We start from the raw sequence: 24,914 nt of genomic DNA, 5'->3' as shown, positions 1-24,914 counted from the left end.
CCCTTGCGCCGGCCCGGGGCTTGGGGGCCCCGTGGGGCCCCGCGGGGGGTCACCCTGGGGGGGTTTGCCCGGGGCGGGGGGGGGGGGGGGGGGGTGGGGGGGGGGGGGGGGGGGGTTGGGGGGCGGGGTCGGGTGCGGCGCCGTTGCCGGGGCTCTGCCCCGGACCCCGCGCCTCAAACGCCGGCGGGGCTGGATTGGTCGGGCGGGGCTGGATCGGTCGGGCAGGGCTGGATTGGTCGGGCAGGGCTGGATTGGCTGGGTGGGGCTGGATTGGTCGGGCAGGGCTGGATTGGTCGGGCAGGGCTCGATTGGTCGCGTGGGGGCGGATTGGTCGCGTGGGGGCGGGGACGGTCGGTGGGGGTGGACTGTGGGCGGGAGGTGACGGTGTGGCGGGTTGTGGGTGCTCAGCGTGGCGACGGACACAGGTCGGGGGAGCGGAAACGTGGGTATGCTCGCCGCCATGCCCCAGCCCCCTGTCGCCGCATCGCGGGACGAACCCGTCATACGGGACCGCGGTGACGCCTGCCCCGGCGCGCTGCGGCTGCACGCCGCGGACGACGGGTTCCTGGCGCGGGTGCGGATCCCCGGCGGGCTGCTGACCGCGTCGCAGGCCGCCGCGCTGGCGCTCGCCGCCGACCGGTTCGGGGACGGGCACCTGGAGCTCACCTCGCGCGGGAACGTACAGCTGCGCGGCCTCGCCGACGGGTGCGGCGGCGGGCTCGCCGAGTTGCTCGACGCCGCCGGGCTGCTGCCGGCCCCGGCCCACGAGCGGGTGCGCAACATCGTCGCCACCCCGCTCGCCGACCCCGGCCCGGCGAGGGCGCTCGACGAGCTGCTCTGCGCCGACGCCCGGGTCACCGCCCTGTCCGGGCGGTTCCTGTTCGCCGTCGACAACGGCCGCGGGGACGTCGCCGCGCTCGACCCCGACATCACCCTGCTCGGCCCCGACGCGGACGGCCGTACGCTGCTGCGCCTCGGCGCCGCCCGCGACGCCGTCGAGGTCTCGGCCGCGGACGCGCCCCGGGCCGCCCTGCTGGCCGCCCACCACTTCCTCGACGCGGTCGACGGCGCCGGGACCCGGGCCTGGCGCGTGGCGGAGCTGGCCGGTGAACACGCCCTGGATGTAAGCGAGTTCGGGCGGATGTTGGATGGGCTTGGGATTCCCGCCCGGTACGTGGCGCAAGCGCCGAGGCCGTACGCGGCGCCGCCCGAGCCCGGGGTCCACGCCGACGCGCTCTGCGTGCTGGTCCCGCTCGGCCGGCTCACCACCGCGCAATGGCGGACGCTGCCCGGAGAGTTGCGGGTCACGCCCTGGCGCAGCATCGTCGTCCGTGGTGATGCCGCGGCCGTCGATCCCGGGCTCGTCACCGATCCAGACAGCGACTGGCGGTCCGTCACCGCCTGCACGGGGCGGCCCGGTTGTGCGAAGTCCCTCGCGGACGTGCGCGCCGACGCCCGTGCGGTCGTACACGTGGCGACGGGCGAGCTGCCCGTGCACTGGTCCGGCTGCGAGCGCAGGTGCGGGCACCCGCGGGGCACGCGGTGGGTGGACGCCCTCGCCACGGGGGACGGATACCGGCTGTCCGTGAACGGGCGGGAAGTGTCCTGCGAACCAACAGACTTGGCGGTCGGGCTAACGGCCGCGCGCAACGCGAACCCCTCAGAGATCCCTCAGAGTCCGAAGCCGCAGTGAAGAAATGAGCGAGTACACCGTGTTTGAGTACGAGAAGGACGGCGCCGCGATCTACCGCCAGTCCTTTGCCACGATCCGCGCCGAGGCGGACCTCTCCGGGCTGCCCGCCTCGGTCGCCCAGGTCGCGGTGCGCATGATTCACGCCTGCGGGATGACCGACCTGCCCCGCGACCTGGGGTACACGCCCGAGGTGGTGCTGCGGGCCCGCGCCGCCCTGGAGGCCGGCGCGCCGATCCTGTGCGACGTGCAGATGGTCGCCAGCGGGGTCACCCGCAAGCGGCTGCCCGCCGACAACGACGTGATCTGCACCCTCTCCGACCCGGCCGTGCCGGAGCTCGCCGCGAAGATGGGCACCACGCGCAGCGCCGCCGCGCTCGAAGTCTGGCGCGACCGGGGCCTGTTGGAGGGCTCCGTGATCGCCGTCGGGAACGCGCCCACCGCGCTGTTCCGGTTGCTGGAGATGATGGAGGAGGGCGCCCCGCGCCCGGCCGCCGTCATCGGCGTGCCCGTCGGCTTCATCGGCGCCGCCGAGTCCAAGGACGCCCTCGCCGCGCACTCCTCCGGGCTCGACCACCTGATCGTGCGCGGGCGGCGCGGCGGCAGCGCCATCGCCGCCGCGGCCCTCAACGCCATTGCGAGCGTGGCCGAATGAGCGAGCCGGTGGGCAAGGGACGGCTGTACGGCGTCGGGCTCGGGCCCGGCGACCCGAACCTGATGACCCTGAGGGCCGTCGAGGTGATCGGCGAGGCGGACGTCGTCGCCTACCACAGCGCGCGCCACGGGCGGTCGATCGCCCGGTCGATCGCCGCGAAGCACCTGCGCGAGAGCCACGTCGAGGAGCCGCTGGTCTACCCGGTCACGACCGAGACCACCGACCACCCCGGCGGCTACCAGGGCGCCATGGAGGAGTTCTACGAGGCCGCCGCGGCCCGGCTGGCCGCGCACCTGGACGCCGGCCGGACCGTCGCCGTCCTCGCCGAGGGCGACCCGCTCTTCTACAGCTCGTACATGCACATGCACAAGCGGCTCGCGGACCGCTACGAGACCGAGGTGATCCCCGGCGTCACCTCGGTGAGCGCCGCCGCCGCCCGGCTCGGCACCCCGCTCGTCGAGGGCGAGGAGGTGCTGACGATCCTCCCCGGCACCCTGCCCGAGGAGGAGCTCACCGCCCGCCTCGCCGCCACCGACTCGGCCGTCGTGATGAAGCTGGGCCGGACCTTCCCCGCCGTGCGCGGCGCGATGGAGAACAGCGGCCGGCTCGCCGAGGCGCGCTACGTCGAGCGCGCCACCATGGAGGGCGAACGCACCGGGCTGCTGGCCGAGACGGACGCGGAGAGCGTGCCGTACTTCGCCGTCGCCGTCGTCCCCAGCCGCATCGGCAACCCGGGCAGCGTCCCGTCCGGGCCCGGCGAGGTCGTGGTCGTCGGCACCGGCCCGGCCGGGCCGCTGTGGCTGACCCCGCAGACCCGGCGGGCGCTCGCCGACGCCGAGGTGCTCGTCGGGTACACGACGTACCTGGACCGCGTGCCCGTCAAGCCGGGCCAGGTCAGGCACGGTTCGGACAACAAGGTGGAGTCGGAGCGCGCCGAGTTCGCGCTCGACCTCGCCCGGCGCGGCAAGCGGGTGGCCGTGGTCTCCGGCGGTGACCCGGGCGTCTTCGCCATGGCCACGGCGGTCCTTGAGGTCGCCGGGCAGGACGGCTACAAGGACGTGCCCGTACGGGTCCTGCCGGGCGTGACGGCGGCCAACGCCGCTGCCGCCGCGGCCGGAGCCCCCCTCGGCCACGACTACGCGACCGTGTCGCTGTCGGACCGGCTCAAGCCGTGGGAGGTCATCGCGGAGCGGCTGCGCGCCGCGGCCGCCGCCGACCTGGTGCTCGCCCTGTACAACCCCGGCTCGCGCAGCCGGACCTGGCAGGTGGCGCAGGCCCGTGAACTGCTGCTGGAGCTGCGCGCCCCGCAGACCCCGGTGGTCGTCGCGCGCGACGTGGGCGGGCCGGAGCAGTCGGTGCGGATCGTCACGCTCGCCGAACTGGAGCCGTCCGAGGTGGACATGAGGACGATCCTGCTGATCGGCTCCTCACAGACGCAGATCACCGAGCGGGCCGACGGCTCGCGGATCACGTGGACGCCGCGCCGGTACCCGGAGGCCTGACGCGCACGCCGGGGCGGGATGTCCCGCCCCGGCGCCACCCTCGGTGCAGTGCTCAGCACTGCCAGAGGAACGCCGCCCGGCCGCACGGCTCGCAGGCGTGCGCATAGGCCCAGCCGGAGCCGAAGTTGGGGGCGGTGAGGTGGTCCGGTCCCTCCCCCATCTGGGCCACGAAGCCCATCGGGCCGCCGCAGTCCGGGCAGTCGGGCGTCTGGTCGTACTGGAGCCATTCCGGAGTGCCGCCGAGCTGCCCGAGCACCTCGCCCCTCGGACGCCCGCTCCGCGCCGACCAGGCTTCGGAGGCCGAACGGTACTCCGCCCCGGCCACCGTCACCCGCTCGACGACACGCACCGCCCCGAGCTGGCGGACGTCTTCGTCGTCCTCGTCCTCGTCGTCGTCGTCCTCGTCATCGTCATCGTCATCGTCGTCCGGCTCCTCGGCGGCGGGGAGCGCGGGCAGGGGTACCGGCACCAGCCCGGCCGACGGGAAGAGGTACGCCCGGTTGCCGCCGGCCGTGGGGCTCCATTCCTCGCACATGCCCGGGGCGTTCGCGCACATGAAGACGGCGAGCACCCCGCGCTCGTCGTCGAGGACTATCTGGGCGATGAACTGGAGCGGGCCGGAACAGGTCGTGCAGGTGGGCCATTTCGTGCCGGGAGGCGCCAGCGGAAGGCCGCCGATGCGGGTGACCGGGGCATCGGGCGCGGCGGAGCCGTCGTGGATCATCAGGGTGGTAGTGCTCATGCCGGCCACTTCAGCACGGCCTCCACTGATTCCGCCACCGCGACACCTTCCGGCATCGGAGGGCGGGCCACCACCAGTACGGGGATCCCGGCCTCGCGGGCCGCGGTGAGCTTGGGGGCGGTGGCCGAGCCGCCGCTGTCCTTCGTCACCAGGACGTCGATCCGGTGGCGGGCCAGCAGTTCCCGCTCGTCGTCAAGGGTGAACGGGCCCCGGGCCAGTACGGCTTCCAGTCGCGGCGGCACCGGCGCGTCCGGCGGGTCCACCGAACGCACCAGGAACCACATCCCGGTGAGGTGCGCGAAGGTGTGCAGGCCCATCCGGCCCGTGGTCAGGAAGGCGCGGCTGCCGAGCGAGGGCAGCAGCTCGGCCGCCTCGGCGAGCGAGTCCACGAAGGTCCACGCGTCGCCGGGCTCCGGGGTCCAGCCGGGCCGGCGCAGCGCCAGCAGCGGGACCCCCGAAAGGGCAGCCGCCTCCGCCGCGTTGAAGCTCATCCGCTCCGCGAACGGGTGGGTCGCGTCCACGAGGTGGGTGACCCCGTGGGCGGCGATCCACTCCGCCAGCCCGGCGGGGCCGCCGAAGCCGCCGATACGGGTCTCGCCCGGCGGCAGCACGGGGGCGCCCACCCGGCCCGCGAGCGAGGTGGTCACCCGTACCGCGGCCGAGTCCACCAGCGCGGCCGCGAGCCGACGCGCCTCCGTCGTGCCGCCCAGGATCAGGACGTGGCGCCCGGGGGCCGTCTCAGCAGACATGCCGGTCGCGCTCGGGGGAGTACAGGTGGCTGTCGCGGAACTGCTCCGCGCCCAGCGTGCGGCCCACCACGATGACGGCGGTGCGGACCAGCCCGTGCTCCTTCACCCGGGCGGCGATGTCGGCCAGGGTGCCCCGCAGGATCAGCTCGTCGGGGCGGCTGGCCATCGCCACCACCGCCACCGGGCACTCGGCCCCGTAGTGCGGCAGCAGTTCGTCGACGACCCGGTCCACGTACCGGGTGGCGAGGTGCAGGACCAGCAGGGCGCCGCTGCGGCCCAGCGTCGCCAGGTCCTCGCCGGGCGGCATCGGGGTGGCCTGCTGGGCGATCCGGGTCAGGATCACGGTCTGGCCGACGGTGGGGACGGTCAGCTCCCGCTTCAGCGCCGCCGCGGCCGCCGCGAAGGCGGGCACGCCCGGGACGACCTCGTACGGGATGCCGGCCGCGTCGAGCCGGCGCATCTGTTCCGCCACCGCGCTGAAGATGGACGGGTCCCCGGAGTGCAGGCGCGCGACGTCCTCGCCCGCCTCGTGGGCCCGTACGCACTCGGCGATGATCTCGTCCAGGTTCAGCTGCGAGGTGTCGACCAGACGGGCGTCCGGCGGGCACTCGGCGAGCAGTTCGCGCGGGACGAGGCTGCCCGCGTACAGGCAGACCGGGGCGGCGGCCAGCGTCCGGGCACCGCGCACCGTGATCAGGTCGGCGGCGCCGGGGCCGGCACCGATGAAGTACACGGTCATGTCTGGTCCTGATCCTTTTCCTTGGTGACTGACCACTGGGTCACGGGCATGGCCTGCCGCCAGCCGGTGAAACCACCCACCGGCACGGCGTGCGCGACGGCGAGCTTCACGAGTTCGCCGCCGTGGCGGCGGTAGCGCTCGGCGAGGACCGCCTCCGACTCCAGGGTGACGGTGTTGACGACGAGTCGGCCGCCGGGGGCCAGCGCCGCCCAGGCCGCGTCGAGGAGGCCCGGCGCGGTCAGCCCGCCGCCGATGAACACCGCGTCGGGTGCGGGGAGGCCCGAGAGCGCGTCGGGGGCGGCGCCGACGACCACGCGCAGGCCGGGTACGCCCATCGCCGCCGCGTTACGGGTGATCCGCGCGGCCCGCTCCGGTACGCGCTCGACCGCCACGGCCCGGCAGGAGGGGTGCGTCCGCATCCACTCGATGCCGATGGAGCCGGAACCGCCGCCGATGTCCCACAACAACTCGCCGGGGGCCGGGGCCAGCGCGCACAGGGTCGCCGCGCGGACGTGGCGCTTGGTCAGCTGGCCGTCGTGCTCGTAGGCGGCGTCCGGCAGGCCCGGGGTCGAGCCGAGGCGCGGGGCGGGGTGGGCCGGGTCGCGGCGGCAGTCGACGGCGACCACGTTCAGGGGGTCGCCGGGCGCGTGGTCCCAGCCGTCCGCGTGGCCCTCGTACGCGTCCTCGCGCTCGGAGCCGAGCTGTTCCAGGACCCGCATCCGGCTCGGGCCGAAGCCCCGCTCTCGAAGCAGAGCGGCGATCTCGTTCGGGGTCGCCGCTCCGGCGCTGAGCACCAGCACCCGGCGTCCCTCGTACAGGGCGGCCGCGAGCCGGGCCACCGGGCGGCCCACCACCGTGACGACCTCGGTGTCCTCCACCGGCCACCCCAGGCGGGCGCAGGCGTAGGAGACGGAGGAGGGGTGCGGGTGGACGAGGAGGCCCCGCGGACCGAGCTCCTCGGACAGCGCGCGGCCGATCCCGTAGAACATCGGGTCCCCGCTGGCCAGCACCGCGATCCGGCGCCCGGCGTGCTCGGCCATCAGCTTCGGCACGGCCGGCCGCAGCGGGCTCGGCCAGGCCACCCGCAGCCCGGCGCACTCGTCGGCCGGCAGCAGGTCGAGCTGGCGCGGTCCGCCGATCAGCACCTCGGCACGGGACAGCGCGGACCGCGCGGGGGCGGTGAGCCCGGCCCAGCCGTCGGCACCGAGGCCGACTACCGTCACGGGTATGGGGGGCGGTGCGGAGCTCACTGCGCGGTACCTCGGAGGCGGGGAGGGGACGGGCGGACGGGAGGGCGAACGAGGGGGCGAACGACGGGGCGAACGACGGGGCGAACGGGCGGAGGAACGGGAGGACGGACGGCGGGTCCGCATGACTGCGGAACCGCAGCCTACTGGCCTGCGGATTCCGCGGAGGAACCTGCCCTGGCTCCCGGACCCGGACCCCTGCGGGCTACCCTCGGTAACCCATCTTTCGCGAGGGACCTGAGGGAGTCGCCATGCCGGGCTGGAACGCCACGAACATCCCCGACCAGCGCGGCCGCACCGCGGTCGTCACGGGCGCCAACAGCGGGATCGGCTACGTCACCGCCCGCGAACTCGCCCGCCGGGGCGCCACCGTCGTGCTGGCCTGCCGCAGCGCGGCGCGCGGCCGGGCGGCCGTGGTCAAGCTGCGCACCGAGGTCCCCGCGGCCGAGGTGGAGTTCGCCGAGCTCGACCTGGCCGAACTGGCGTCCGTCCGCGAGTTCGCCACGGCCTTCGGCAAACGCCACGGGGCGCTCGACATGCTGGTCAACAACGCCGGGGTGATGGCCCTGCCGTTCGGACGCACCACCGACGGCTTCGAGACGCAGTTCGGCGTCAACCACCTCGGCCACTTCGCCCTCACCGGACTGCTGCTGCCGAAGCTGCGGGCCGCGGCGCCCGGTGCCCGCATCGTCAACGTCTCCAGCGGCTTCCACGCGCTCTCCGACGTCGACCTCGACGACCTGGGCGACGAACACGGCTACCGCCGCTGGGTCGCCTACGGCCGCTCCAAGACCGCCAACCTGCTCTTCACCCACGAACTGGCCCGGCGCTTCACCGCCGCGGGCTCCACGATCACCGCCGCCGCCTCCCACCCCGGCTACGCCTCCACCAACCTGCACTCCGGCGCCGCGAAACTGGAAGGCCCCAGCCTCGTCTCGCGGATGTCGGCCGTCGGCAACGCCGTCATCGCCCAGCCCACCACGACCGGGGCGCTCCCCACGCTCTACGCGGCCACCGCGCCCGGGGTGCGCTCCGACGACTTCATCGGGCCGCGCTTCGGCTGGCGCGGGGCCCCCGTCCGGTCCTGGCGGGCGAAGTGGACCCTCGACGACAAGTCCGGCGAGGCGCTCTGGACCGCCTCCGAGAAGCTCACGGGCGTCTCGTACGCGTCCCTGCCGCGCTGATCCTCCGCAGGCCCCGCCGGGACACCCCGGAGCTCGGCCGGGCGATCCGCGCACGCGGGCGCCCCGCCGTGAGCCCGTCCGCCCCCGGGGCGCATCCGGGCGCCCCGAACCGCCCCTGACCTGCCCGCCCCGCTCCCCGGGAGACTCGGCGACATGAGCGACGACGACACGGACAACCACCCAGAAGCCCACGACCACGCGGTGGTCCTCGGGGCGGGCATCGCCGGAATGCTGGCGGCGCGGGTCCTCGCGGACCGGTTCGCGCGGGTGACCCTGGTCGAGAAGGACGAACCGGCCGAGGCCGCACCGTCCTTCCGGCCGGGCATCCCGCAGTCCCGACACGTGCACGTGCTGTGGTCCCGGGGCATCCGGCTGATCGAGGAACTGCTGCCCGGGGTAACGGAGAAGCTGCGAGCCCGCGGGGCCGCCCTGCTGAACAGCCCCAGGGACTTCCTCTGGCTCAGCCCCGCCGACTGGTTCGACGGGGTCGACGGCTCGGAAATCCTCCTGGCGAGCCGCGAGTTGCTCGACTGGACCTTACGCCGCGAGGTGCTGCGGCACGAGCGGATCCGGCTGCGCGCCGGCAGCCTGGCCACCGGGCTCGTCGGCAGACCGGACGGGCGCTCGGTGACCGGCGTGGAGTTCCGCGACGGTGACCCGCTGGCCGCGCGGTTCGTGGTCGACGCGACCGGACGCACCTCCAGGGCCCCCGCCTGGCTGGCCGCGCTCGGCTTCCCGACGCCGGAGACCACCCGCTACGACTCCCACCTCGGCTACTCCAGCCGCTACTTCGAGATCCTGCCCGACCCGGAACGGCGCTGGCAGGGCCTCTACATCCAGGGCCGCCCGGACCTCCCGCGAGGGGCCGTGCTCATCCCGCAGGACGGCGAGGACCGGTGGCTGGCGACCCTCATCGGCAACGGCGAGCACGCCCCGCCCACCGGGGACGAGGAGTTCCTCGACTTCGCCCGCAGCCTGCGCAGCCCGGTGCTCCACGACGCGCTGCGCGACGCGAAGCCGCTGTCCCCGGCGACCGCGTTCCGCTCCACCGCGAACGAGTGGCGCCACTACGAGAGGTTGGACCGCTGGCCGGCCGGATTCGTCGTACTCGGCGACGCGGCCTGCCGGTTCAATCCGGTCTACGGGCACGGGATGACGGTCGCGGCGCTCGTCGCGGACGCCCTGCGCAAGGAGATCGCCGACCTGGCCCCCCGCGACGTCCCGGCCGCCGCCCGCCGCATCCAGCGCAGGGCGATCGCCGAGGCGGAAGTGGCCTGGCAGATCGCCACCAGCGAGGACATGCGCTACCCCGGAACGGAGGGCCCGCCGCCCGACCGGGCCACGAAGGTCCTCCAGGGCTACATGGCGCGTGTGATGGTCGGCGCCAACGCCGACCAGGCCATCGCCGGCCGCTTCTTCGGAGTCCTCTCCCTCACGGCCCCGCCGACCACCCTGCTCAGCCCGGGCACGGTGGTCCGAGTCCTGTCCAAGTGGCGCCTGCCGACCTCCCCCACGGCCGACGCCTACCCACCGCACCACGCCCCGCCGGCGGCCGGACCCGGAAGTTAGGCCGAAAGACAGGCCCTAGGGCTTCGTGGCGCGCTCGTACAGGGACCGGACCCCGTCGCCGAAGTAACTGCTGTACGAGGTCTCCTCGTCGCCGCCCCCGTCCCGCCCGCCGATCACCCCGATCAGGGTGTTGCCGTCGGTCAGGATCGGCCCGCCGCTCGTGCCGTTGGGGACGTCCGCGCAGTCCAGCCGCAACTGCGTCGGGCCCGCCGCCACCGCCGTGTTGCGGCAGTCCAACGGCTCCTCGGTGTCGTTCGGATAGCCCACGACCCTTGCGGGGAGCGGGAGTTCGGAACCGAAGGCGATGGTCTCCGCCCCGGTGACGTCCTCCAGTCGCTGCCCGGGATAGCCCGGGCGGCGCAGCCGGATGAAGGCGACGTCATGGTCCGGGTCCTGGTCGTCGATCCAACGGGGGTCCACGTCGATGCGTGTCGGAACCCAGATGCCGTACTGTGCCACGCCGTCGCGGTAGCCGGGGGCGAAGGCCAGGTTGGTGCGGAAGCCGCGGGTGTACACGCAGTGGGCGGCGGTGACGATCAGGTCGCCGCCGGGGGATCGGACCACCGCGGCCGAGCAGTGGTGGTCGGGGTCGGCGTCCCGGCCGGGGGAGAACAGCGCGCCGATCGCTGGCTCGGCCGCGGCCGGACGGGCCACCAGGGGATCCGAGGGCTTCCACCCGGCGGACCGCCAGCTCACCTTCCCGCCGCCCCCGAAGGCCTTGGCGTCCGTCGCCGGCTCCGCGGCCTCCCGGACGATCCCGTCGAGGACTTCGGAGGCCGTGCGGTCCGCCCGCTCCGGGTCCTGCTGGTACACGCCCCGCTCCGGATCCCCGTCCGCGAGGTGGGCGGCGATGGCCCGCAGCTCCCATGCGTACCAGCCGCCCGCGAGGACCAGCGCGCACAGGACGACGAGGAGCACGGAGCCCCGTACGACCCGCGCCTCAACCCTGCCGACCATCCGGTGCTCCCACCTCACAGACATTGACGACCTACCGTCAGATGGGCCGGGAGGGCGAGTGGGTTCCGGGTCCGGGACGTGTTCGTGCTCACAGTCGGGGCGTCGTCGTGTGCGTTCCGAACTCGCACATCCCTGACGCCGGTTGGCGGCTCGGCGCTATCGTGCCGGGCGGGGGCGAGCGACTGTGCGAGGGGGAGGGTGGGATGCGGTTTCTCTTTGTCCACGGTACGGGGGTGCGGCGGGAGCGGCACGACTCGCTGTTCGGACTGGTACGGGAGCGGCTGGCCGGCCGCTTTCCCGGGGCGGACGTCGACTCCTGCTACTGGGGTGACCGCTTCGGGGCGGACCTCGGCGCGGGCGGCCGGTCCGTACCGGGCCTGCGGCCGGGACCGGAGGCGGAGGGCGCCGACGCGGAGACGGCCGCCTGGGCCCTGCTGATCGCCGACCCGCTGTGCGAGGTGCGGGTGCTGGCGGAGGCCGGCTGGGAGGGCGACCAGGACGACGACGGCTTCGCCATGCCGGGCGTCCGGCCGGAGGGCGCCAGGGTGCTGGGCCTGCTGGCGGCCCTACGGGACGAGTTCCCCCCGACCGCCGCGGGGGCCCTCGCGGGCCGTGCGTCGGAGCGGGCGGATGCGGGTCCTGCGGGCGATGGGGCCGGCGCGAGCCACGGAACCGGCGTGGCCGCGGCGGCACACGCGGCGTACACGACCGGCGCGGCCCCGGGAGTCGACGGATCCCGCGCGGCCCGCGCGGCGGGCGGTGGTGGTGAGCTCGGTGCGTTGTCGCGCGGGACCGGGCTCGGGGTGCGGCTGCCCGGGGCGGTGGACCTCGTCGCCGGCTCCGCCGAAGTCGCGCGGGCCGGAGGGCGGGCCGTCGACGCCGGGCAGGCGGCGGAGCTCGCCACCGTACTCGCGCGGGCCGTGACCGCCGCCGCGCTCGCCTCCGCCGGGGTCGAAGCCGACTGCACCGGCGCCGAACGCGACCGCCTCGTCGAGCTGCTCACCACCCGCCTCGGCGGCGACGCCCGGGTGCCCGGCGGCCGCGCGGCCGCCGTCCTGGGCCGGCTCGCGCTGCGCGTCACCACGCAGCCCCTGCTCAACGCCTGGCGCGGCTCCCTCACCGTCGGCGCCACCCCCGCGCTCGGCGACATCCTGCGCTACCAGGCCCGCGGCCACGCCCTGCGCGAGTTCCTGCGCGCCGAGATCACCTCCCGGCCGGGGCCGACCGTACTCATCGGCCACAGCCTCGGCGGCATCGCCCTCGTCGACCTCCTCGCCCTCGCCGCCGCCCGCGGGGAGCCCGTACCCGGTGTCGAACTCCTCGTCACCGTCGGCTCCCAGGCCCCGTTCCTGTACGAACTCGGCGCGCTCACCGCGTTGGAGCCCGGCGAGAAGCTCCCGTACCGCTTCCCCCGCTGGCTCAACGTGTACGACCGCCAGGACGTGCTCGCCTACCTCGCGGCCCCCGTCTTCCCCGGAGACCCGCGCATCAGCGACCACGAGGTGGGCAGCCGCCAGCCCTTCCCCGCCTGCCACAGCGCGTACTGGAAGCAGAACACCCTCTACGAGCGGATCGGGCAGGCGGTGACCGAGGCGGGGATCGGGTGACCGCCGACGTGGCGGGACCGGGCCCCGGCACGGACCCGGACCCGGGCTTCCTGCCGGAGGGCCTCGGCCCCGGCCGGACCTTCGCGCTGGTCGCCGGGGTCGAGCGGTACGCCGTGAGCCCCCGTTGGAACCTGCGCGGCGCCGCCCGCGACGCCCTGCGCTTCGCACGCTGGCTGACCGGGCCCGCGCAGGTGCCGCCCGGCAACGTACGGCTGCTGCTGTCCCCGATCGACGAGCCGGACACCCTCGACTGGTCGGACTCCCCGGCCATGGCCGCCCTGCGCACGACGCACCGGCCGGCCACCGAGGGCAACGTGAAATCGGCGCTGCTCGACGAACTCCCGCAGTGCGACGGCGACCTGCTCTGGATCTTCTGGGCCGGTCACGGCTACCTCGGCCCCCGTGACGAACTGATGCTGCCCTGCGCGGACGCCCAACCCGGCCAGATCCGCCACCTCAACCTCGACTCGGCGCTGCGCTGGTGGCGCACCGACCTCGTCAGGTCCCGCAGGTTCCCGCTCCAGGCCGCCCTCGTCGACGCCTGCCGCGTCGACGCACCCCGCGACACCCGCTGGAACTTCGGCAGCAACGACTACGGCGGCGGCAGTTCGGTGCCCGGCCGACGCCAGTTCCGGCTCTACGCCTCCCGCGAGGGCGAAGCCGCGCAGAACGACGCCGAACGCGGCGCGGGCCGCTTCACCGAGGCCCTGCTCACGGAACTCGGACAGCGGTCGGTGCGGGAAGGGGTCACCGGGCTCGCCGCCTCCGCCCGCACCATCCACCGTGCCTTCCGGGAGCAGCGCGACCGCGGCGAGGGCTGGCAGCTGCCGCAGTTCCTCGTCGACCGGGACTGGGACGCCTGCTCCTTCCTCGACGAGGACCTGTCCGGCGCCGACCGGCCCCGGCACGCCCCGCCCCGGGCCACCCGGCTCGACCAGGCCGCCTGGGACGGACTCGGCGTCCTCTTCGCGGGCCGGAGCCTGCCGCGCCACGCCCACGAGGCCTACACGTGGGCCTTCAAGGCGGCCGGCTGCACCACCCCGATGGCCGCCGGCCTGCCCGGCGACAGCCTGCTCGACGTGGTCCAGGACCTGGACGAGCGCCAGGGCGGCGGCACCGCGGGCACCGGCATGCCGCTCGCCGTGCCCTTCGTACGGTTCCTGGCCGACCGGGCCGCCCCGACCGACGCGGCCTGGGCGGCCCGGCTGCTGGAATGGGTACGCGAAACCCGCGCCCGACTGGCCCTGCCCGTGCTGCCCCCGCCCCCGAGCCCGGCGCCCCGGACCGCCCTGGACGTCCGGCTGGACCTGCCGCCGGGCGGCGAGGACGGGTTCCTGGTGCGGATGTGGCTGCGTGGCGACGGGACCCGGCAGGTGTGGGAGTCGCAGGGCGCCCCGCTCACGCTGGAGGCCGTACGGGAGGAGCTGCTGCGGCAGCTCGCGCTGATCGGCGGGGCACGGGCGGGCGGCCCCGCGCCCGGGGTGCCGTACGCGGCCGTGGACCGGATCGAGTTCCACGTCCCGTACGAGCTGCTGGACACCGACTTCGACCAGTGGCCGGTGCCGCGCGGCCCGGCGGGGCGCCGCCGCGCCCTCGGCCTGCTGTACCAGGTCGTGGTGCGCTGCCCGGAGGAACGGGCCGACACCCGGGCCGAGTGGCACACCAAATGGCGGTGGCTGTGCATCCGGGGCGGCCGACACCCCGAGGCCGTCCGGGTCGTGTGGGACGCCGAGACCACGGACACCCTCGGGATGGAACTGGCGGCGGGTCCCGCCCCCGCCTGCGTCGTGGCGCACACCACCGCCGCCCCGCACGAAGGGCTGCTGGAGGCCGTGCTCGAAGGGGGAGTTCCGGTGGCGGTGTGGCGGCGCGGCGGCGGCACTCCGGAGCCCGCACTCCTGGACCTGCTCGCCCCCGCCGGGCCCGACGGCCGCCCCGACCCCGGGGCGCTCGACGTGCTCGACCTGCCCGCGCGCGTACGGGAGGTGCGCCGGGCGGCCGCCGGAGTGCCCCCGGGCGCACATGCGCGCCCCTTCCAACCGCCGCCGGGGGCAGACCAGTTGGTTCTGTTGTGGGACGATCCCGACGACGTGCCGGGCCTCCGGCCCCTGGCCTGTCCGCCGGACCCCCGACCCACCCCTGATCCCTGACCCCTGATCCCTTCTCCCCGATCACGGACGGACGGCGACACCGACGATGGAGGCACAGGCAGTGGCGAAGGACTGGTGGCTGTACCAAGGGACCGGTGAGGGCGCGGACCGGCGCGCCCGCCTGGAGGCCGGTCCGCCGCCGCCCTGGCGCAGGTTCAACGGCGTCCCGGACCCGGAGTACGCGCCACCGGGCTGTGAGGGCAAGGCCTGGCGGCAGACGGTGGAGCGGGGGGAGGGCTACGTACCCGACGAGCCGGAGAAGGACGTCGTCAACACGGCGCTGCTCCTGCGCAGGCCGCTCCTCATCACCGGGAAGCCGGGCGTCGGCAAGTCCTCGCTCGCCTACAGCATCGCGACGGACCTGGGCCTCGGGCCCGTACTGCACTGGCCGATCACCAGCCGGACCGTCCTGCGCGACGGGCTGTACCTCTACGACGCCGTCGGACGCCTCCAGGAGGCGGGCCTGGAACAACTGCGCCCGCCCGGCTCCGCACCGGCCGCGCCCGGCGCCGTGCCCGCCGCCGTGCCCGCTCCCGCCGGCGCCCCCTCCATCTCCCGCTACCTGAGCCTGGGCCCGCTCGGTACCGCACTCCTGCCGCAGGACCGCCCCCGCGTGCTCCTCGTCGACGAGATCGACAAGAGCGACATCGACCTGCCCGGCGACCTCCTCACCGTCTTCGAGGACGGCGGCTTCGTCATCCCCGAACTCGCCCGCCTCGCCAAACAGAGCCGCACCGTGCCCATCGGCACGGCCGACGGCCTCGACGCCGCCGTGCGCGTCGAGGAAGGCCGCGTCCAGTGCCGCTACTTCCCCGTGGTCGTCCTCACCAGCAACGGCGAACGCGACTTCCCGCCCGCCTTCCTGCGCCGCTGCGTCCGCCTCCACCTGGATGCCCCCGGACTCGGCAAGCTCGCCCGCATCGTGCGCCGCCGCCTCGGCGTCGACATCGAGAGCGACGAGGAGTACCGGGAACTCGTACGGGCCTTCCTCGACCGCGCCGAGGACGGCGACCTGGCCACCGACCAACTCCTCAACGCCATCCAACTCCGGCTCTCCGGCGCCTGGTCGGCCCCCGGCGACCGCGACCGCTTCCTCGACACCGTGATGCAGCACCTGACCGGGCCGACGGCGTGATCGAGGAACTGCTCGCCGCCTTCGCCGAGTTCCCCGACGGTGCCGGGAACGGCGGGCCGCGCCCCGGCGTCGGCGTCGAGGAGATCGCCGACATCCTGTGGCTGGCGGCCCGGGTGGACCCGGCGGCCGCCCGCCCACCGGTGACGCCGCGGGCCGGCTCCGGGGGCGAGCAGCCGCCGGCCGCCGGATCCGAGGCGCCCCCGCCCGCCCCGGCCCACGGCGGGGGCCGGGACGGCGCCGAACCGGCCGTACGGCTGTACCAGGCCACCGTGCCCGTCCGCGACCCGGAGGGGGATCCGGCGACGGCCCCCGCGGGGAGAGCAGGCGACGCCGCCGCCGGCCGCCGCGGCACGCCCCTGCGACTGCCGCGCGCCGGCTCCCTCGACGATCCGCTCGGCCTGATGCGCGCCCTGCGCCCCGTCGGCCGGCGCTCCATCGGCGGGCCGGGGGAGGAGCTGGACGAGCAGCTCACCGTGGAACGCAGCATCGAGAGGATGGTGCCCACCCCGGTCCTGCGGCCCGCCGAGAGCCGCCTGCTGGACCTGGCCCTGGTCGTCGACACCCACCACTCGATGCTGCTCTGGGCCGACCTCGTGGACGAGCTCGGCAAGGTGCTCACCCGCAGCGGGGTCTTCCGCGACGTGCGCACCTGGCAGCTGTCCGGCACCGCGTCCGGAGCCACCCCGACGGTCGCCCACCGCCGGGGCGGGCCGCCCCGCAACCCCCGCGAACTGGCCGCCCCGGCGGGCCGCCGGCTGCTCCTCGTGCTCTCCGACACCGTGGCGGGCGGCTGGCGCGAAGCCCCGCTCCAGGGCGTGCTGCGGCACTGGAGCGCGCACAACGCCGTGGCCGTGCTGAACGTGCTGCCCGAACGGCTGTGGACGCGCGGCGCGGTCCGGCCCGTCCCCTTCTCGCTCCGCGCGGACCGCCCGGCCGTCGCCACCCGCACCTGGCAACGCTTCCCCGGCGGCCGCGGCGCCACCCGCCGGCGGCGCCCCGTCCCCGCCACCGCCCCGGCCCCCGCCGTCGTCCCCGTGGTCGGACTGGCCTCGGAGAGCCTGGCCCGACTGCTGCGCGTGGTCTCCGGCGACGGCCGCCGACACCGCCTGGCCTGCCTGCGCCTGGACGCGCGACCGGGCTTCACGGCGCCTCCGGACACCCCTGCCCCGCCGGTGGCCGCCACCGCTCTGGAGGTCGTGGAACGCTTCCGCGCGAACGCCTCCCCGACCGCCCAGCGGCTCGCCGCCCACCTGGCCGCCGTACCGCTGACCCTGCCGGTGATGACCCTCGTACGGCGCTCGCTGCTGCGGGACTCGGAGCACGGGCACCTGGCGGAGGTCGCCCTCGGCGGGCTCTTCGCGCCGTGGGGCCCCGAACAGGGCCCGGAAGAAGTCGAGTTCGAATTCCTGCCGGGTGTACGGGAGGCACTGCTCGGCTCACAGCTGCGCGGAGAGGTGGCGGCCGTACGGGAACTCGTGCGCCGCCGCGTTTGGGAGTACATGACCCGCAACCGGGGCCCGGGACCGGACTTCTCCGCGACCCGCGTCACGAACGGCCGCGAGGGCCGCCGGCCGGTCCCTCCGGACGCCGTCCCGTTCGCGGCGAGGCCGCGTCCGGGCCTTCCGGAGGCCGGGCCACCGCAGCCGGGGCTGGCCGAGCGGGTGGTCCGGGTCCGGTACGACGCACTGTCGGAGCCGCAAGAGGTCGGCATCCTGCTGACGCCGCGGCTGGTGCTCACGGTCGGGGACGCGCCGCTCCCGGGAAGCACGGTCGTCTGGGTTCGAGCCGGTGGAAGGGAGGTTCCCTGCCGCCCGGTGTGGTCGGAGGAGGCGCTGCCCCGGGTCCATCTACTGGCGGCGGACGAGGACATCGCGGAGCCGGCGGTCTTCGCCATCCGCCTGCGCTGGGCGCCGGGGGAGGCGGCCGGGAGGCGGGTTCGGGTGGACGGCTTCACCGACCAGGGGGAGAGGGCCGCGCTGACGGGGGAGGTGCTCCCGTCCAGCGGCGCCGCAAACGCCGAGCTCGTACGGCTCTCCGCCGAGCCGGAGAACTGGACGCACTACCGTGGCGGCCCGGTCTCCCGTGACGGGGAGCTGATCGGTGTCGTCCACGGGGTCTGGCCGGACCGCATGGTCTTCCTGTCGGGCCGGTCCCTGCTGGACCAGCCGGGCTTCAGGGAGGTGCTCAAGGCGCACAGGGCCGTGCGCAGGACGGCGAACCGGCCAGGTCGAGTGGGCCTGGTCGTCGGCGCCCGCGTGGCGCAGCGGTCCCGGCCCGTGCCGGACGGAATCGACGCGATCCCGGCGCGGTACGCGGCGGCGCCGCCGCTCGCCGAGTTCCTGAGGGGCCTGGTGCGGGACGCCGGGGCGGCGGCTCCGGTGATCGAGGGTTCCGACGAGGTGGGGGTCGTCGTGGTGGACGAGCCGGGATCCTTCGACGCGGTCGGCCGGATGCTGCGTGAACTGCCCGCACGATCGGCCGAGGTGATCAGTGCTCAGCGCCCGTGGCTCGAGGGGTTCACCGTGGTGGTGACCGAGGGGGCGGCCGACTTCGCGCCGGCGGTGAGGCAAGCCGAGGATCTGGTACGCCGGGTGTCGTCCGAACCCCTTCTGACGCTGCTGTCCCACTCGCTGTACGAGGAGCTCGGCGTGCTCCTCGGGATCGCGGGCCTCCGCACGCTGGCGGTGGGCGGGGACGGGCCGCCGGGCTGGGTGTCCATCGGCGACCCGGCCGAGCTGGGGCAGGCCCTGGTGGATGCGGACGAGTTCCGGGGCGAGGACATCGACTGGCCGCTGTGCGGCTACCGCACCGCGCAGCCCGAGGGCTGCATCGGCATCCGGCTGCCGGGGTACGAGCGCTGTCTGGAACACCTGGACCGTTCGGCCCGCGACGCCTATCTCGGCACTCTCAGGCCGGGATCGTCCTTGGACTTCAGGGGGACCACCTTCGGACCGGGGCTGCTCGGGAAGGTGCTGATGCCGCTGGCGGAGGAGGGGACCGACCGCGTGATGCTGGGCCCGGCGGACTTCGGCCGAGCGCATTTCACGGAAGGCTGGACCACCGCGCCGGCGATGTTCTCGGACCGGGCCTCCTTCGACCACGCCGTGTTCGAGGGACGGGCGTGGTTCGACGGTTCCGCCTTCCACGGGAGGGCCTCCTTCGACGGCGCCGAGTTCCAGCACGTCGCTTCCTTCGAGGGCACCCGGTTCCGGCAGGGGGCCACGTTCCGCCGGACCGTCTTCAGGGACGCCGCCGGGTTCACGGGCTGCCGATTCGACGGACGCGTCTCGTTCGAGCGGGCCGTGTGGGAAGGGCCGACCGATCTGAACGGGATCCGGGTCACGGGAATCGCCGACTTCACTCGCACGGTCTTCCGTGGGATGACCGGCCTGCACGCGGCCGTCTTCTCCGGACCGGTGCACTTCGACCGTACGGCTTGGGAGCGCGGCATGGTGTCGCGGGGGACGGTGTTCAAGGAGGTGGTGACCTTCGACTCCGCCGACTTCGGGGGCCGTGTCCGCTTCGACGGCGTGACCTTCGAAGCGAACACGGACGTGGAGCTGCCCGCTTCCGACGAGCCGGACCGCTGGGTGGTCGAGTGGCGCCCGGACGGCACTCGCGACATCCGGCTGCGCGACCCCGCGGAGGAAGGCGGCGGTTCAGGCTCCGGAGCGTGAGCCCTCCAGCTCGCGCTCCGGCCGGGTCTCCACCGGTCCGGCGGCAGCCACCGGCAGGCTCGCCTCCAGTTCGTCCAGCGCCCGCCGCGCCGTGGCGATCCGTTCCTTGAGGTCCGTCCCCTCCGGGCCCGCCTGCGCCGGGACGCGGTTGTTCTCCTCCTCGATCTCCCGCGCCTCGTCGAGGGAGTTGAGGACGACACCGATCAGCACGTTGACCAGCACGAAGGAGGCGAGCAGCGCGTACGACGCGTAGAAGACGATGCTGAGCCGGGAGATCTGCAGCCCCGCCCGCACCGCGTCCGTCAGCCCGTCGAGCGTGGTCAGCAGGAACAGGGTGAGCCCGGCCCGGCCCACCGAGCCGTAGTGCTCGGGGTCGGCCTCCGCGAAGCAGACCCAGCCGATCATGGCGTACACGTACACCACCAGCGCCCCCACGAACAGGAAGCTGGCCGTGCCCGGCAGGCTGCGGCCCACGGCGATCAGCAGGATCCGCAGGTGCGGCAGGAAGCGTGCCGTGCGCAGGACGCGGGCCAGCCGCAGCAGTCGCAGGATGGTGGTGTTCTCGCGGACGAACGGCAGGAAGGCGGAGGCCACGACCGCGAGGTCGAAGAGGTTCCACGGGTCGCGGAAGAATGCTTTCGGCTGGTCGGCCTGCGCGCCGATCCGCAGCAGGATCTCGACGGTGAACAGGGCCAGGCAGCAGTTCTCCGCCGCGCCCAGCACCAGCCGGTACTCCCCGGCGAGTCCGCTGTACGTCTCCAGGCCCATCAGCGCGGCGTTGAAGAGGATCGCGCAGAAGACGACGATCCCGAAGGCGGGGGCTTCGGTGACGAGCCGGCAGCGGGCCGCGAGCTTCATCCGGCCGCGTCCGGCCGGCTTCGGCTTCGGGTTCGTCGTCGTCGCGCTGGTCATCGTGCTCCTCGTACGTTCGACTGCGTCGCAGGCGGGCGATGGGGCGGTCGGGCGGGTGATCGGTCGGGCCCGTGCCCCATGCCTCTAACGCGTTACAGCCGATCGGGTTTCACACCCGTCGCATACGTAGCAGGAGCCCCTCGCGGCCCCGTCGGGCGATGTCAGACGATTTCCGTGCGGCGGCCGCCCATCGGGATGACGAGGGGGGTGCCGGCGACCGGGCATTCGATGACCTCGGCCCGCAGGCCGAAGACCTCGTGGACCAGGTCGGGGGTGACGATCTCGGACGGCGGGCCGGCGGCGACGATCCGGCCGTCGCGCATCGCGACGAGGTGTCCGGCGTAGCGGCAGGCGAGGTTGAGCTCGTGCAGGACCATCACCACCGTGCGGCCCTCCGTGCGGTTGAGGTCGGCGACCAGTTCGAGGACGTCGACCTGGTGGGCCAGGTCGAGGTAGGTCGTCGGCTCGTCCAGCAGCAGTACCGGCGTGTGCTGGGCCAGGGCCATCGCGATCCACACGCGCTGGCGCTGGCCGCCCGACAGTTCGTCGATGGAGCGGGTCGCCAGCTCAGCGGACCCCGTCGCGGCCAGGGCCGCGTCCACCGCGGCCTCGTCGGAGGAGGACCACTGGCGCCACCACCGCTGGTGCGGGGTGCGGCCGCGGGCCACGAGGTCGCGCACGGAGATGCCGTCCGGGGCGCTGGGGGTCTGCGGCAGCAGGGCCAGGCGCAGCGCGAACTCCCGTGCGGACAGGCCCGCGATGTCCTCGCCGTCCAGGTGGACGGCGCCGCCGGCGGGCTTCAGGAGCCGGGCCAGTGCCCGCAGCGCGGTGGACTTCCCGCACGCGTTCGGGCCGACCAGCGCCGTCACCCGCCCGGCCGGGATGTCGAGGTCGAGCTGCTCGGAGACGATGCGGTCGCCGTAGCCCAGGCGCAGCGCGGAGGTGTGCAGCGCGGAGGCGTGCGGGGCGGTGGGCGCGCTGTCGGTGGGCGCGGTGCCCGTGGACGGGGTCTCGGTCAGCGGGGCGGTCATGTCAGCCTCCCTTTCCGGCCCGGTTGGTACGGGCGAGGAGCAGCAGCAGGTACGGGGCGCCCACGGCGCCGGTGAGGACGCCGACGGGCAGTTCGGTCGGGGCGAGGACGAGGCGTGCGGCCAGGTCGGCGAGGATCAGCAGCACCGACCCGGTCAGCGCGCTGGTGACCAGGGGGATGCCGGCGCTGCCGGTGATCCGCCGCGCGATCTGCGGGGCGCCCAGCGCGATGAAGGCGATCGGTCCGGCCGCGGACGTGGCCAGCGCGGTGAGGCAGGTGGCGAGGACCAGGAGGGCGATCCGGGCGTGCCGCAGCGGGATGCCGAGGCTGCGCGCGGTGTCGTCGTCGTACTGGAGCAGCTGGTACGGGCGGGCGAGCGCCAGCGTCAGCGGTACGAGCACCGCCAGCGCCGTCCCGGCCCACTGGACGTGCTCGTAGCCGCGCCCGTTGAGGCTGCCGGTCAGCCACACCATCGCGCGGGAGGCCTGGTCGATGTCGGCGCGGGCCAGCAGCCAGCGGGTCAGCGCGATCAGGGCGCCGTTCGCGGCGAGGCCGACGAGGACGAAGCGGTACCCGGTGATGGTGCCGTCCCGGTAGGCCAGCAGGTAGATGGCGAGCGAGGTCAGCAGGGCGCCGGCGAGGGCCCCGAACGGCACGGCCCCGAAGGTGCCGGCGCCGGCCGCGGTGACTCCGCCGATGAGGATCGAGCACACCGCGCCGGCCCCGGCGCCGGCCGCGATGCCGATCAGGTCCGGGCTGGCGAGCGGGTTGCGGGTGACGGCCTGGAACACGGCGCCGGCCAGCCCGAACGCGGCGCCCACCAGCAGCGCGGTCAGGGCGCGGGGCAGCCGCAGCTGGTGGACGATCAGATCGGCCGCGCCGGAACCGGTGCCGAGGACAGCGCCCAGTACGTCGCCGACGGGGATCGCGAAGGTGCCGAGCGACACGGAGGCGATCAGGGCCGCGAACCCGATCAGGACGAGACCGAGCACGGCGAACGCGACCCGGGGGCGTACGGCGAAGCCGAGCGGGCCGAACTCGAACCGAAGGCGACGTGACCTCTTCTGACGGGTCGTCGTGGTCACCGGGGCGGGGGCCGGCGCGTTCGTCGTGCTCATCGGGTGTGCTCCTTGAGCTTGCCGCGCTTGACCAGCAGTGCGAGGAACGGCGCGCCCAGCAGGGCGGTCACCACACCCGCCTCCAGTTCGCCCGGCCGGGCCACCATCCGGCCCACCACGTCGGCCGCGAGCATCAGGGAGGCCCCGCCCAGGGCCGAACACGGCACCAGCCAGCGGGCGTCCGGCCCGGTGAAGGCCCGTACGACGTGCGGGACGACCAGGCCGATGAAGGTCACCGGACCCGCGGCGGCGACGGCCGCGCCGGTCAGCAGGACCACGGCGAGGGCGCCCAGGGCGCGGGTGGACTTGACCGGGGTGCCGAGCGAGCTGGCGAGGTCGTCGCCGAGGGCGAGCGCGTTGAGGCGGCCGCTGAGTCCGATGGCGAGGACGAGTCCGACGACGACGAACGGCAGTAGCTGCACGCCCAGTTCGGAATCGCGGCCGGCCAGGGAGCCCACGGCCCAGAAGCGGTACTGGTCCAGGGTGCGGACGTCGAGCAGCACCAGGGTGTTGGTGCCCGCGTCGAGCAGGACGGTCACGGCCGCGCCGGCCAGGGCCAGTTTGGCCGGGGTGGCGCCGCCGTAGCCGGTGCCGCCGACGGCGTAGGCGATGAGCCCGGCGAGTGCCCCGCCGAGGAACGCGAACCAGATGTACTGGTACGAACTCGTCAGTCCCAGCATGCCGATGCTCGCGGCGACCGCGAACGAGCCGCCCGCGCTGATGCCGATCAGGCCGGGGTCGCCGAGCGGATTGCGGGTGATGTCCTGGGCGACCGCGCCGGCGGCGCCCAGCGAGAGACCGACCAGCAGGCCCAGGAAGGTGCGGGGCATGCGGAGTTCGCGGACCACGACCGCGTCACCGGCGTCGCTGCCCGATATCGCGGCCAGTACGTCGGAGAGCGGCACGGCCTTGGTGCCGATCGCGAGGGAGGCGCAGACCATGGCCGCCACGATGACGGCCAGCGCCGCGAGCACCAGGGAGCGGGACACAACTCTGCGGGGTGGCGGGACGGTTGGGGCGATGGCCGCGCCGGGGGGCGCGGTGACGGGCTTCAGAGACACTCACACAAGGTAAGGGATGCCTAACCGAATTTGTTCCATGGTTCCGTCTGGATTTTGACCACGAAGAGCAGCTAGTCTTCACAACGCGTTCACTCAGGCAAGCCTTACCTAAGAACGAATGTTCCCTCTGGAGAACCGAGAACCGATGAACACCTTCACTCAGCGCCGCCGGCCGGGCCGGATCGCCGCTGCCGTACTGACGGCGGCCCTCGCCCTCTCGCTGGCCGCCTGCGGCGGCAGCGGCGACGACAAGAAGCCGGGCGCCGAGTCGTCGAAGTCCACCACCGCCGAGTCGGCCGGCTTCCCGCGCACGATCACCCACGACAAGGGCAAGACGGAGATCAAGGCCAAGCCCAAGCGCGTGGTGGCGCTGGACAACAGCCTGGTCGAGGCGGTCGTCGCGCTGGACGCGCCGCTGGTCGGCGGCATCGGCTCGTACCGTGACCAGAAGGGCTTCCCGCCCTACCTCGGCGCCGCGGTGAAGGACACCAAGGACGTCGGTCCGCTCGACAGCCCCAACCTGGAGGCGATCGCGGCCCTCAAGCCCGACCTCATCGTCTCGGCGACGGTCCGTCACGCCGACTTCTACGACCGTCTGAGCCAGATCGCGCCGACCGTCTTCGTGAAGACCACCGGTCCGATCTGGAAGGAGAACATCACCTTCCTCGGCCAGGCGCTGGGTCAGGAGGAGAAGGCCGCGGCCAAGCTGACGGCGTACCAGACCCGGGCCAAGAAGATCGGCGACGCCATCAACGCCAAGGGCGGCGGCTCCGGGGCCGACGGCAAGCCCACCTTCTCGGTCGTCCGCTTCGTCGACGGTCCGACGCGCATCTACCTGCCGAAGACCTTCAGCGGCATCATCCTCGCCGACATGGGTCTGACGCGCCCCGAGAACCAGCGCGACGAGGCGAAGTTCAACATCGAGATCAGCGAGGAGCAGATCCAGCAGGCCGACGCCGACCACATCTTCACCACCAGCTTCTCGGGCGGTGAGGAGCGCAAGAAGAAGTTCCTCGCCAACCCGCTGTGGCAGCGCCTCAACGCGGTGCAGAAGAACCAGGTCCACGAGGTCGACGACGCCACCTGGATGACCTCGGTCTCCCTCCAGGGCGCCGACGTGGTCCTCGACGACCTCGCCAAGGCCTTCCAGGTGGACCCCGCCAAGTAGGCGGCGCGGCCCACCGGGGCGA

At 74.4% G+C, this 24,914-nt stretch carries 19 protein-coding genes; 10 read left to right on the top strand and 9 right to left on the bottom strand.

The window, feature by feature from the left end:
• The first annotated feature begins 448 nt into the window (after window positions 1-448).
• From ACFYYJ_RS12040 to ACFYYJ_RS12030, 3 genes are read left to right on the top strand one after another with little or no spacing between them, the layout of a single operon-like run.
• Entirely contained in the window at window positions 449-1,693 is a 1,245-nt protein-coding gene (locus ACFYYJ_RS12040; protein ID WP_389131366.1) for a cobalamin biosynthesis protein CobG, read from the top strand.
• A 4-nt stretch (window positions 1,694-1,697) separates the two neighbouring features.
• Window positions 1,698-2,345 (top strand): precorrin-8X methylmutase, encoded by a 648-nt coding sequence (locus tag ACFYYJ_RS12035; protein WP_385121302.1) that lies wholly within the window; start codon window positions 1,698-1,700, stop codon window positions 2,343-2,345.
• Complete coding sequence (locus tag ACFYYJ_RS12030; protein WP_385121304.1) at window positions 2,342-3,847, top strand: precorrin-2 C(20)-methyltransferase; 1,506 nt, start codon at window positions 2,342-2,344, stop codon at window positions 3,845-3,847. Before ACFYYJ_RS12035 ends, ACFYYJ_RS12030 begins: the two co-directional genes overlap by 4 nt.
• A gap of 52 nt (window positions 3,848-3,899) precedes the next feature.
• Here the strand turns inward: ACFYYJ_RS12030 and ACFYYJ_RS12025 are convergent, their stop codons facing one another.
• From ACFYYJ_RS12025 to cbiE, 4 genes are read right to left on the bottom strand one after another with little or no spacing between them, the layout of a single operon-like run.
• A complete protein-coding gene (locus tag ACFYYJ_RS12025) occupies window positions 3,900-4,589 on the bottom strand; it encodes a hypothetical protein (protein ID WP_389131263.1) in 690 nt (229 codons plus the stop codon).
• Window positions 4,586-5,338 (bottom strand): cobalt-precorrin-6A reductase, encoded by a 753-nt coding sequence (locus ACFYYJ_RS12020; protein WP_385361546.1) that lies wholly within the window; start codon window positions 5,336-5,338, stop codon window positions 4,586-4,588. Before ACFYYJ_RS12020 ends, ACFYYJ_RS12025 begins: the two co-directional genes overlap by 4 nt.
• Entirely contained in the window at window positions 5,328-6,077 is a 750-nt protein-coding gene (cobM, locus tag ACFYYJ_RS12015) for a precorrin-4 C(11)-methyltransferase (RefSeq protein ID WP_385121309.1), read from the bottom strand. Before cobM ends, ACFYYJ_RS12020 begins: the two co-directional genes overlap by 11 nt.
• Complete coding sequence (cbiE, locus tag ACFYYJ_RS12010; RefSeq protein ID WP_385121311.1) at window positions 6,074-7,300, bottom strand: precorrin-6y C5,15-methyltransferase (decarboxylating) subunit CbiE; 1,227 nt, start codon at window positions 7,298-7,300, stop codon at window positions 6,074-6,076. The genes cobM and cbiE overlap by 4 nt, the downstream gene beginning before the upstream one ends.
• Before the next feature lie 275 nt (window positions 7,301-7,575).
• Here cbiE and ACFYYJ_RS12005 point away from each other — a divergent pair, with 275 nt between their 5' ends.
• Together ACFYYJ_RS12005 and ACFYYJ_RS12000 are read left to right on the top strand one after the other, a co-directional pair.
• On the top strand, window positions 7,576-8,508 hold the full coding sequence (locus ACFYYJ_RS12005) for an oxidoreductase (RefSeq protein ID WP_389131259.1): 933 nt from the start codon (window positions 7,576-7,578) through the stop codon (window positions 8,506-8,508).
• 153 nt (window positions 8,509-8,661) lie between these two features.
• Entirely contained in the window at window positions 8,662-10,077 is a 1,416-nt protein-coding gene (locus ACFYYJ_RS12000; protein WP_389131258.1) for an FAD-dependent oxidoreductase, read from the top strand.
• A gap of 15 nt (window positions 10,078-10,092) precedes the next feature.
• On the opposite strand, the gene ACFYYJ_RS11995 is transcribed toward ACFYYJ_RS12000, so the two are convergent.
• Window positions 10,093-11,034: a trypsin-like serine peptidase gene (locus ACFYYJ_RS11995; RefSeq protein ID WP_385361552.1), complete on the bottom strand. Its 942-nt coding sequence runs from the start codon at window positions 11,032-11,034 to the stop codon at window positions 10,093-10,095.
• A 203-nt stretch (window positions 11,035-11,237) separates the two neighbouring features.
• Between ACFYYJ_RS11995 and ACFYYJ_RS11990 the strand changes: the two genes are divergently transcribed.
• From ACFYYJ_RS11990 to ACFYYJ_RS11975, 4 genes are read left to right on the top strand one after another with little or no spacing between them, the layout of a single operon-like run.
• A complete protein-coding gene (locus tag ACFYYJ_RS11990; protein WP_385121319.1) occupies window positions 11,238-12,641 on the top strand; it encodes a hypothetical protein in 1,404 nt (467 codons plus the stop codon).
• Window positions 12,638-14,791: a hypothetical protein gene (locus ACFYYJ_RS11985; RefSeq protein ID WP_389131255.1), complete on the top strand. Its 2,154-nt coding sequence runs from the start codon at window positions 12,638-12,640 to the stop codon at window positions 14,789-14,791. The genes ACFYYJ_RS11990 and ACFYYJ_RS11985 overlap by 4 nt, the downstream gene beginning before the upstream one ends.
• A gap of 46 nt (window positions 14,792-14,837) precedes the next feature.
• Window positions 14,838-15,926, top strand: a complete 1,089-nt coding sequence (locus ACFYYJ_RS11980) for an AAA family ATPase (protein WP_385361558.1) — start codon at window positions 14,838-14,840, stop codon at window positions 15,924-15,926.
• Complete coding sequence (locus ACFYYJ_RS11975) at window positions 15,923-19,603, top strand: SAV_2336 N-terminal domain-related protein (RefSeq protein ID WP_389131252.1); 3,681 nt, start codon at window positions 15,923-15,925, stop codon at window positions 19,601-19,603. The genes ACFYYJ_RS11980 and ACFYYJ_RS11975 overlap by 4 nt, the downstream gene beginning before the upstream one ends.
• Here ACFYYJ_RS11975 and ACFYYJ_RS11970 read toward each other — a convergent pair.
• The 4 genes from ACFYYJ_RS11970 to ACFYYJ_RS11955 form a co-directional block, all read right to left on the bottom strand.
• A complete protein-coding gene (locus ACFYYJ_RS11970) occupies window positions 19,586-20,515 on the bottom strand; it encodes an ion transporter (RefSeq protein ID WP_385121329.1) in 930 nt (309 codons plus the stop codon). The genes ACFYYJ_RS11975 and ACFYYJ_RS11970 overlap by 18 nt on opposite strands.
• A gap of 161 nt (window positions 20,516-20,676) precedes the next feature.
• The gene (locus ACFYYJ_RS11965) at window positions 20,677-21,546 is read right to left on the bottom strand and encodes an ABC transporter ATP-binding protein (protein ID WP_385121331.1); all 870 of its coding nucleotides are present in this window, start codon (window positions 21,544-21,546) and stop codon (window positions 20,677-20,679) included.
• Window position 21,547: 1 nt separating this feature from the next.
• A complete protein-coding gene (locus tag ACFYYJ_RS11960; RefSeq protein ID WP_389131250.1) occupies window positions 21,548-22,663 on the bottom strand; it encodes a FecCD family ABC transporter permease in 1,116 nt (371 codons plus the stop codon).
• On the bottom strand, window positions 22,660-23,724 hold the full coding sequence (locus ACFYYJ_RS11955) for a FecCD family ABC transporter permease (protein WP_389131248.1): 1,065 nt from the start codon (window positions 23,722-23,724) through the stop codon (window positions 22,660-22,662). The genes ACFYYJ_RS11960 and ACFYYJ_RS11955 overlap by 4 nt, the downstream gene beginning before the upstream one ends.
• A gap of 145 nt (window positions 23,725-23,869) precedes the next feature.
• On the opposite strand from ACFYYJ_RS11955, the gene ACFYYJ_RS11950 reads away from it, so the two are divergent.
• A complete protein-coding gene (locus ACFYYJ_RS11950) occupies window positions 23,870-24,892 on the top strand; it encodes an ABC transporter substrate-binding protein (protein WP_385121336.1) in 1,023 nt (340 codons plus the stop codon).
• Window positions 24,893-24,914 lie beyond the last annotated feature (22 nt).

Source organism: Streptomyces sp. NPDC002467 (assembly GCF_042889825.1).
Classification (GTDB): Bacteria; Actinomycetota; Actinomycetes; order Streptomycetales; family Streptomycetaceae; genus Streptomyces.
Note: the sequence above shows the minus strand (reverse complement) of the source record. Positions and strands in the feature narration are given on the sequence as shown.

Bases quoted from the DNA above. Each gene is read 5' to 3' on its own strand.
- ACFYYJ_RS11970 (WP_385121329.1), bottom strand. From the start codon at position 20,515: ATGACCAGCGCGACGACGACGAACCCGAAGCCGAAGCCGGCCGGACGC.
- ACFYYJ_RS12030 (WP_385121304.1), top strand. From the start codon at position 2,342: ATGAGCGAGCCGGTGGGCAAGGGACGGCTGTACGGCGTCGGGCTCGGG.
- ACFYYJ_RS12035 (WP_385121302.1), top strand. From the start codon at position 1,698: ATGAGCGAGTACACCGTGTTTGAGTACGAGAAGGACGGCGCCGCGATC.
- ACFYYJ_RS11950 (WP_385121336.1), top strand. From the start codon at position 23,870: ATGAACACCTTCACTCAGCGCCGCCGGCCGGGCCGGATCGCCGCTGCC.
- ACFYYJ_RS11965 (WP_385121331.1), bottom strand. From the start codon at position 21,546: ATGACCGCCCCGCTGACCGAGACCCCGTCCACGGGCACCGCGCCCACC.
- ACFYYJ_RS12005 (WP_389131259.1), top strand. From the start codon at position 7,576: ATGCCGGGCTGGAACGCCACGAACATCCCCGACCAGCGCGGCCGCACC.
- ACFYYJ_RS12025 (WP_389131263.1), bottom strand. From the start codon at position 4,589: ATGAGCACTACCACCCTGATGATCCACGACGGCTCCGCCGCGCCCGAT.
- ACFYYJ_RS11995 (WP_385361552.1), bottom strand. From the start codon at position 11,034: ATGGTCGGCAGGGTTGAGGCGCGGGTCGTACGGGGCTCCGTGCTCCTC.
- ACFYYJ_RS11960 (WP_389131250.1), bottom strand. From the start codon at position 22,663: ATGAGCACGACGAACGCGCCGGCCCCCGCCCCGGTGACCACGACGACC.
- cobM (WP_385121309.1), bottom strand. From the start codon at position 6,077: ATGACCGTGTACTTCATCGGTGCCGGCCCCGGCGCCGCCGACCTGATC.
- ACFYYJ_RS11990 (WP_385121319.1), top strand. From the start codon at position 11,238: ATGCGGTTTCTCTTTGTCCACGGTACGGGGGTGCGGCGGGAGCGGCAC.
- ACFYYJ_RS12020 (WP_385361546.1), bottom strand. From the start codon at position 5,338: ATGTCTGCTGAGACGGCCCCCGGGCGCCACGTCCTGATCCTGGGCGGC.
- ACFYYJ_RS11980 (WP_385361558.1), top strand. From the start codon at position 14,838: ATGGAGGCACAGGCAGTGGCGAAGGACTGGTGGCTGTACCAAGGGACC.
- ACFYYJ_RS12040 (WP_389131366.1), top strand. From the start codon at position 449: ATGCTCGCCGCCATGCCCCAGCCCCCTGTCGCCGCATCGCGGGACGAA.
- ACFYYJ_RS12000 (WP_389131258.1), top strand. From the start codon at position 8,662: ATGAGCGACGACGACACGGACAACCACCCAGAAGCCCACGACCACGCG.